The organism is Arthrobacter sp. NPDC056493, from assembly GCF_042795115.1.
In the GTDB taxonomy this organism is placed as follows: domain Bacteria; phylum Actinomycetota; class Actinomycetes; order Actinomycetales; family Micrococcaceae; genus Arthrobacter.
On the sequence record NZ_JBHTSL010000014.1, the window covers coordinates 79,446 to 85,940 of the forward strand.

At 68.8% G+C, this 6,495-nt stretch carries 6 protein-coding genes; 5 read left to right on the forward strand and 1 reads right to left on the reverse strand.

What is annotated here, in order from left to right; translation table 11 throughout:
- Positions 1-100: 100 nt before the first annotated feature.
- On the forward strand, positions 101-691 hold the full coding sequence (locus tag ACFQ50_RS08670) for a TetR/AcrR family transcriptional regulator (RefSeq protein WP_377995114.1): 591 nt from the start codon (positions 101-103) through the stop codon (positions 689-691).
- On the opposite strand, the gene ACFQ50_RS08675 is transcribed toward ACFQ50_RS08670, so the two are convergent.
- Positions 688-1,713: a LacI family DNA-binding transcriptional regulator gene (locus tag ACFQ50_RS08675; RefSeq protein WP_377995115.1), complete on the reverse strand. Its 1,026-nt coding sequence runs from the start codon at positions 1,711-1,713 to the stop codon at positions 688-690. The two genes, ACFQ50_RS08670 and ACFQ50_RS08675, sit on opposite strands and share 4 nt — an antisense overlap.
- Positions 1,714-1,907: 194 nt before the next feature.
- On the opposite strand from ACFQ50_RS08675, the gene ACFQ50_RS08680 reads away from it, so the two are divergent.
- Genes ACFQ50_RS08680 through ACFQ50_RS08695 form a run of 4 tightly spaced genes read left to right on the forward strand, consistent with a single transcriptional unit; the run spans position 1,908 to position 6,439 of the window.
- Positions 1,908-3,341, forward strand: coding sequence for a Gfo/Idh/MocA family protein (locus ACFQ50_RS08680; RefSeq protein WP_377995116.1), 1,434 nt, complete (start codon positions 1,908-1,910; stop codon positions 3,339-3,341).
- 25 nt (positions 3,342-3,366) lie between these two features.
- A complete protein-coding gene (locus tag ACFQ50_RS08685) occupies positions 3,367-4,404 on the forward strand; it encodes an NAD-dependent epimerase/dehydratase family protein (protein ID WP_377995117.1) in 1,038 nt (345 codons plus the stop codon).
- Complete coding sequence (locus ACFQ50_RS08690; protein ID WP_377995118.1) at positions 4,401-5,306, forward strand: 5-dehydro-4-deoxyglucarate dehydratase; 906 nt, start codon at positions 4,401-4,403, stop codon at positions 5,304-5,306. The genes ACFQ50_RS08685 and ACFQ50_RS08690 overlap by 4 nt, the downstream gene beginning before the upstream one ends.
- Positions 5,306-6,439 (forward strand): mandelate racemase/muconate lactonizing enzyme family protein, encoded by a 1,134-nt coding sequence (locus ACFQ50_RS08695; protein ID WP_377995119.1) that lies wholly within the window; start codon positions 5,306-5,308, stop codon positions 6,437-6,439. Before ACFQ50_RS08690 ends, ACFQ50_RS08695 begins: the two co-directional genes overlap by 1 nt.
- The last annotated feature ends 56 nt before the right edge of the window (positions 6,440-6,495 follow it).

Consider the following 6,495-nt stretch of genomic DNA (forward strand, 5'->3'; position numbering starts at 1 on the left):
CCTCGGAGAAAAGCGTAGCGCCAAAAACCTAGTGTGACTAGGTTTTGCTCGATATTGGCTTGTCGCCCGGTGGATCAATGCCGTGAAATAAACTGGCCCAATGTCCCCATCCAAGCCCCGCGGGCAGTACGCCAAAGGCGCCGAACGCCGCGAGCAGATCATCCAAACCGCTACAGATGTCTTCGCCACCGAAGGTTTCGAGGGCACCGCCCTCAAGCGTGTGGCCGAACTCGTGGGGGTCAAGGAAGCCACCCTCTTCCACTACTTCAGTGGCAAGCAGGAGCTGCTGACGGCGGTGCTTGCCGAACGGGACCGCCGCAGCAGGGACATTGGGGGGCTCGCCGAGTTTGGCCTGCCCATCCTGGCGTCCGTGGCGGAGCGGAACGGGAAGGAGCCCGGGCTGACCACGCTGTATGCCGTGGCGTCGGCAACGGCCAACGACCCCGGGCATGCCTCGCACGGCTACTTCCAGGACAGGTACTCCCAGCTGGTGGAGGAGCTGGCGCTGGATATCGGCCGGCGCCAGGACGCTGGGGAGGTCCGGTCTGACGTCGGGGCGGAGTCACTCGCGCGGCTGGTCATCGCCGCGTTCGACGGCCTTCAGCTGCAGTGGCTGTACGACAAGAACGTGGACATGGCCGGCGGCCTGAAGGAGCTCGTCGACGTGCTCCTGGCCCCGGCAAAGCCCTAGCTCCGCGGCTGGTTTGCCGCGGGACCCGTGCTTCCCCGGATCTCCAGGCGCGGCTGGAAGGTGGATTCCTCGTCGGGTGCCTCGGTGCTGCGGATGAGGGCCCGCAGGCTGTGCCATGACCGTTCGCCGAGTTCCGTGATCGGCACCGCGGCGGTGGTCAGCGGCGGGGTGGTGTACCGGGCGAAGGGGATGTCGTCGAAGCCGGTGATGGAGATGTCCTCGGGAACGCGGACGCCGCGTTCGTGCAGTCCGCTGAGCAGTCCCATGGCCACGAGGTCGTTGAATGCCAGGACGCCGGTGGCCCCGCTGGCCAGCACCTCGTCCACCGCTTCATGGCCGGTCTCGAAGCTGGACCCGCCCTCGAGCATCCGGAGTTCGACGTCGGGATGGGCGGCCCGGAACTTGTCGAGTCCCTCCATGCGGGCACGGTTGGAGGCGCTTCGGGCCGGGCCGGCGAGGAAGGCGATTCGGGTGTGACCCAAAAGGACCAGGTGTTCCGCGAGCTCCTGCACGCCCTGGCCGTAGTCCACCTCGAGGCTGGGCACTCGGGTTTCCGTGGTGCTGCGGTTGATCAGGACCATGGGGTGCAGTGAGGGGGCCAGCTCCTCAAGTTCGGCGTCGGCCATGCGGGGCGCACACAGCACCAGCCCGTCGCAGCGCCGCCGTGCTTCCCCGGCCAGGATCGCCTCCTCGCTGGAGACTTCCGACGAATCCGCAATAAGCACCCGGTAGCCGTCCTGGGCTGCGGCCATGCTCAATCCCCGCAGAATGGCCTGGAACGTGGGGTTGGCGAGGTCCGGCACCACGATGCCGATGGTGTCGGTCTTGCCCAGGGCCAGGCTGCGGCCCACGGGATTTGGCTGGTAGTTCAGTTCGGCCGCGGCATCCCGCACGCGCTCCGCGATGGCCGGGTCCACAGTGAAGTTGCCGTTCATCACGCGGGAAACGGTGGCATGCGAGACGCCGGCCTTGATGGCGACGTCCGCAATGCCGATGCGCCGGGTGCCCGTTCTCCTGCCCATGTGCTTCCTTCCCTGTCCGTGGCCGCGTGCCGCTGCTGCGGCCCCTCCGGCTTTTGCGAACGATGGTTGACGCGCTCGCCGGTGTCTTGATACAAAGCTTATAACGTTTCGAGAAAACGCTTTCTCAGGATTCTTCCTTCATGTGGGCAGGGCGTCAAGCGGCCCGCCTACCGCCTTTGGAAAGGGGCCCACCCATGGTCAACGTCGACACCGCCCGGCAGCCACAGCCTGATACGAAAACACCGGTCACGCGGTCCCGCATCGCCCTGATCGGCACCGGAGGCCGCTCGGAAATGTACATCCGCGCCATCCTCGGCCAGCACGCGGACGTGGCCGAGCTGGTGGCCCTCTCGGACGCCAATCCCGGCCGCGTGGAGTACTACCAGCGGCTCATCCAGGAACTCGGCGCGGCGGGTCCGGCCGACTCGTTCGAGCCCGGCAGTCTGACCGAATACATCAGGACCAACGCGATCGACCGCGTCATCGTCACCACCCCGGACTACACCCACGCCGACTACATCGTCGAGGCGCTGGAGGCGGGGGCCGACGTCGTGGTTGAAAAGCCGCTGACCATCGACGCCGAGGGCTGCCGCCGCATCACCTCAGCCGTGGCGGCCACCGGCCGCAACGTGGTGGTCACCTTCAACTACCGCTACTCACCGCGGAACAGCGCGCTCAAGCAGGTCATCCAGGACGGAGTGATCGGCAAGGTCACGTCGATCGACTTCAGCTGGGCCCTGGACACCGTTCACGGCGCCGATTACTTCCGCCGCTGGCACCGCGACAAGCAGAACTCCGGCGGCCTGCTCATCCACAAGGCCTCCCACCACTTCGACCTGGTGAACTGGTGGATCGACGACGTTCCCGAGCGGGTCTACGCCTCCGGCGGGCTGCGGTTCTACGGCGCCAAAAATGCCGCGGAGCGCGGCCTCGGAGCACGGCCGGAGCGCGGCACCACAGAGCGCGCCGCCACGGAGAACGGCACGGTCCAGGAAGCGGAAGGGACCCGGGACCCCTTCGCCCTGGACCTCCGTGAGGACGAGCGGCTGCGCGAGCTGTACTACGACAACGAGAAGTTCGACGGTTACCGCCGGGACCAGGACGTCTTCACGGCGGGCATCACCATCGAAGACAACCTGGCGCTCACGGTGGACTACGACGGTGGGCCCACGCTCAGCTACTCCCTGAACGCCCACAGCCCGTGGGAGGGCTACCGGGTTGCCGTCAACGGCACCGAAGGCCGGGCCGAGCTGGAGGTGGTGGAGCGTGCCGCCGTCGTCCACAGCACCGACCAGAAAACCGTGGTGGACCCGTCCGCGACGCCCGTGGAGGAGGACGACGCCGTGCGCCGCAACGGTGAACGCCTCGTGGTCCAGCGTCACTGGGAGCCCGCCTATGAGGTGCCCATCGTCAACGGCGAGGGCGGTCACGGCGGCGGCGACAACCTCCTGCTGTCCGACCTCTTCAACGGCCCCGGCGAGGATCCGCTGGGCAGGCCCTCCGGCTACCTCGACGGGCTGCGCTCCGTGTCCGTTGGCATCGCGGGCAACGCATCGCTCGAGACCGAACTCCCCGTCCGCATCAGCGAGCTCGGCCTGGGCGTCGAACTGCGCCACGGCCGCGCCTGACCCAGCAGAAACAGGAAACAACACCATGAGCAGAATTCTTGTCACCGGCGGCGCCGGGCGGCTGGGACGCAGCGTGGTCGCCGGCCTTGCCGGGGCGGGCCACGAGGTAGTCTCGGCGGACCGGGACGCCGTCCCGGACGGCACGTTCCCCGCCGGCGTCGAACAGGAAACGGCGGACCTGCTGGTTCCCGGCGAGGCGTTCCGCCTCCTGGAACGCACAGCGCCCGACGCCGTCATCCACCTCGCTGCTATTGCCGTGCCTTTCAGTGCGCCCGAGGATGTCATCTTCAGCACCAACACACGGCTCGCCTTCGCGGTGGTCAGTGCGGCCACCGACCTGGGGATCGGGAAGGTCATCACGGCCAGCAGCCCCACCGTCCTGGGCTACGGTTCGCCGGCCGGCTGGCTGCCGGAGTCCTTCCCGGTGGACGAGGCCACGACGCCCCGCCCCTGGAACGCCTACGCGCTGTCCAAGCAGATTGCGGAACAGACGGTGCAGATGTTCGCCGCCGCGCAGGGGGACCGCATCCGCTATGCGGCCTTCCGGCCCTGTTACGTCATCTCGCCGGAGGAATGGGACGGCGCCCCGACGCAGCAGGGGCACACCGTCCGCGAACGACTCGCCGACCCGGCCCTGTCCGCGCCGGCCCTCTTCAACTACGTGGATGCCCGGGATGTGGCCGAGTTCCTCGACGTTCTCCTGCGGAAGATGGACTCCATCCCCAACGGCGAGACCTTCTTCGTGGGCGCCGCCGATGCACTGGCCACCGAACCGCTGGCCACGCTTCTGCCCCGGTTCGTGGACGGCAGCGCCGGGCACGCCGCCGGACTCACCGGCACCAGCCCCGCCTTTTCCATCGCCAAGGCCAAGCGGCTGCTCGGCTGGGAGCCCAAACGCACGTGGCGCACGGAACTCGCCCAAGCCGACGAAGCCAGCGCCGGCGAGTTCCGGGCCGGCGAATCCCTCGTCGGCGCCACCACAGGACCGGCCCACACGGGACCAGCCCCCGCAGGACCAGCCCCCGCAGAACCAGCCACATCCGGATCACAGGAGACCAAATGAAACTCGACGGCGTGCTGTTCTTTCCCGTCACCCCCTTCCGCGCCGACGGCGCAGTGGACGTTGAGGTCCTGAAGGAACACATCGCCTCGCGCCTGGCGCACCGCCCCGGCGGGGTGTTTCCGGCGTGTGGAACCGGCGAATTCCATGCCCTGAGCATCGACGAGGTGCGCACAGTGGTGGCGGCCGCCGTCGAAACCGTCAACGGCCAGGTGCCGGTCATAGCCGGCGCCGGCGGACCCCTGGGGCACGCGCTAGCCGCGGCCCGCGCCGCCGAGGAGGCGGGCGCCGACGCCCTGCTGGTCCTGCCTCCGTACCTGGTTACCGGGCCCACCGACGGCGTGGTGGCCTACATCGAGGCGGTGGCCGGCGCGAGCAGCCTCCCGGTGATCGTGTACCATCGCGGCACGGCCAAGTTCACGGCCAAGGCCATTGCGCAGCTGACCGGCAACCCCAAGGTGATCGGCTTCAAGGACGGCATCGGCGACGTCGGCCTGGCCCAGGAGATCGTCTCCGCCGTCAGGGCCAGCGGCCGGGACGACTTCCTGCTCTTCAACGGCCTGCTGACCGCCGAACTGACGCAGGGCGCCTACCGCGGGTTGGGCATCCCGCTGTACTCCTCGGCGGCCTTCGCCATGGCCCCGGAAATCGCCACCGCCTACTACGACGCCTACGCCGGCGGCGATGAGGACCGCCGGGAAGCCCTGCTCGAGGGCTTCTACGCACCCCTGGTGCGCCTGCGCGACCAGACACCCGGCTTCGGCGTCTCCCTGATCAAGGCCGGGCTGCGCCTCAACGGCCTGGCCGTCGGTCCGGTCCGGCCCCCGCTGGTTGATCCCACCGAGGACCAGCTCCTGGAGCTCAAGGCAATCCTGGCCAAAGGCCACGAGCTGGCTGGCCGCTGATGGCAGCCAAGATCACCGGGCTCCACACGCGCCTCATCACGGTGCCGCTGCGGCGCAGTTGGGGTGCCGACGCGCCGGAAAACCACATCATCGCCACCAGTCTATTTACGGACGACGGCGGTGCGGGGCACGGTTTTTCCTGGACGCCCACCATCGGGCCGCAGGCGGTCAAGGCCCTCCTTGACCACGACATCGGCCCGTTCATCACCGGGCTGGACGCGAACCCGGAGGTAGTCTGGGACCAGCTCTGGAAACGGCTGCACGAGGCCGGCGGCGGCGGGCTCACCACCATCGCGATGGCCGGCGTCGACCTGGCCCTCTGGGACCTGGCGGCCCGCACCGCCGGCGTGTCCGTGGCCGGGCTGCTGGGCCAGCGGCGGGAATCCGTGGAGGTCTACGGGTCGGGCGTGAACCTGCACTACTCCCTCGAGGAACTCGTGGCGCAGACCGAACGGTGGGTGGCCGCGGGCCACCAGGCCGTGAAGATCAAGGTGGGCAAGCCCGACCTGGCGGAGGACGCCGAACGCGTGGCCGCGGTCCGATCGGTGCTCGGCCCGGACCGCAGGCTCATGATCGACGCGAACCAGCGCTGGGACCTGCCCGCGGCCCTCCGTGCACTGGATGTGCTGGGCCAGTTCGGCCTGGAATGGCTGGAGGAACCGCTCCGCGCCGACGACCTCTCGGCCTACCGGCGCCTGCGGGAGCAGTCGCGGGTACCCATCGCCCTGGGCGAGAACGTCCACACCATTTACCGTTTCCGGGACTTCATCGAGGCCGGGGCCGTGGACATCATCCAGCCCAACATCATCCGCGTGGGCGGCATAACGCCCTTCCGCCGGATCGTTGAGCTGGCCCGGGCCAACAGCGTGCGGGTGGCACCGCACCTGCTGCCCGAGCTGTCCGGCCAGCTGGCCCTGACCCTCGCCGAGGCCGTCAGCGTGGAGGATGTGGAGGACGCCTCCTTCGAACAGCTGGGCATCCTCGCCGGGCCGTCACCCGTCCAGATCCGTGACAGCCGCCTGTACGGGACAGGCCTGCCCGGCTTGGGGTTCAGCTTCACCGCCGCACTCCTGCCCGAGCCGAGGGACCACAGCTTCGACCTGCCGGCGGACCCGGCGTTCCGGCTCTCGTAGGTTCCTCGCTCCCAACTAGGTAGCAGCACAGGGCGTTCCCAGGTCTGGGAACGCCC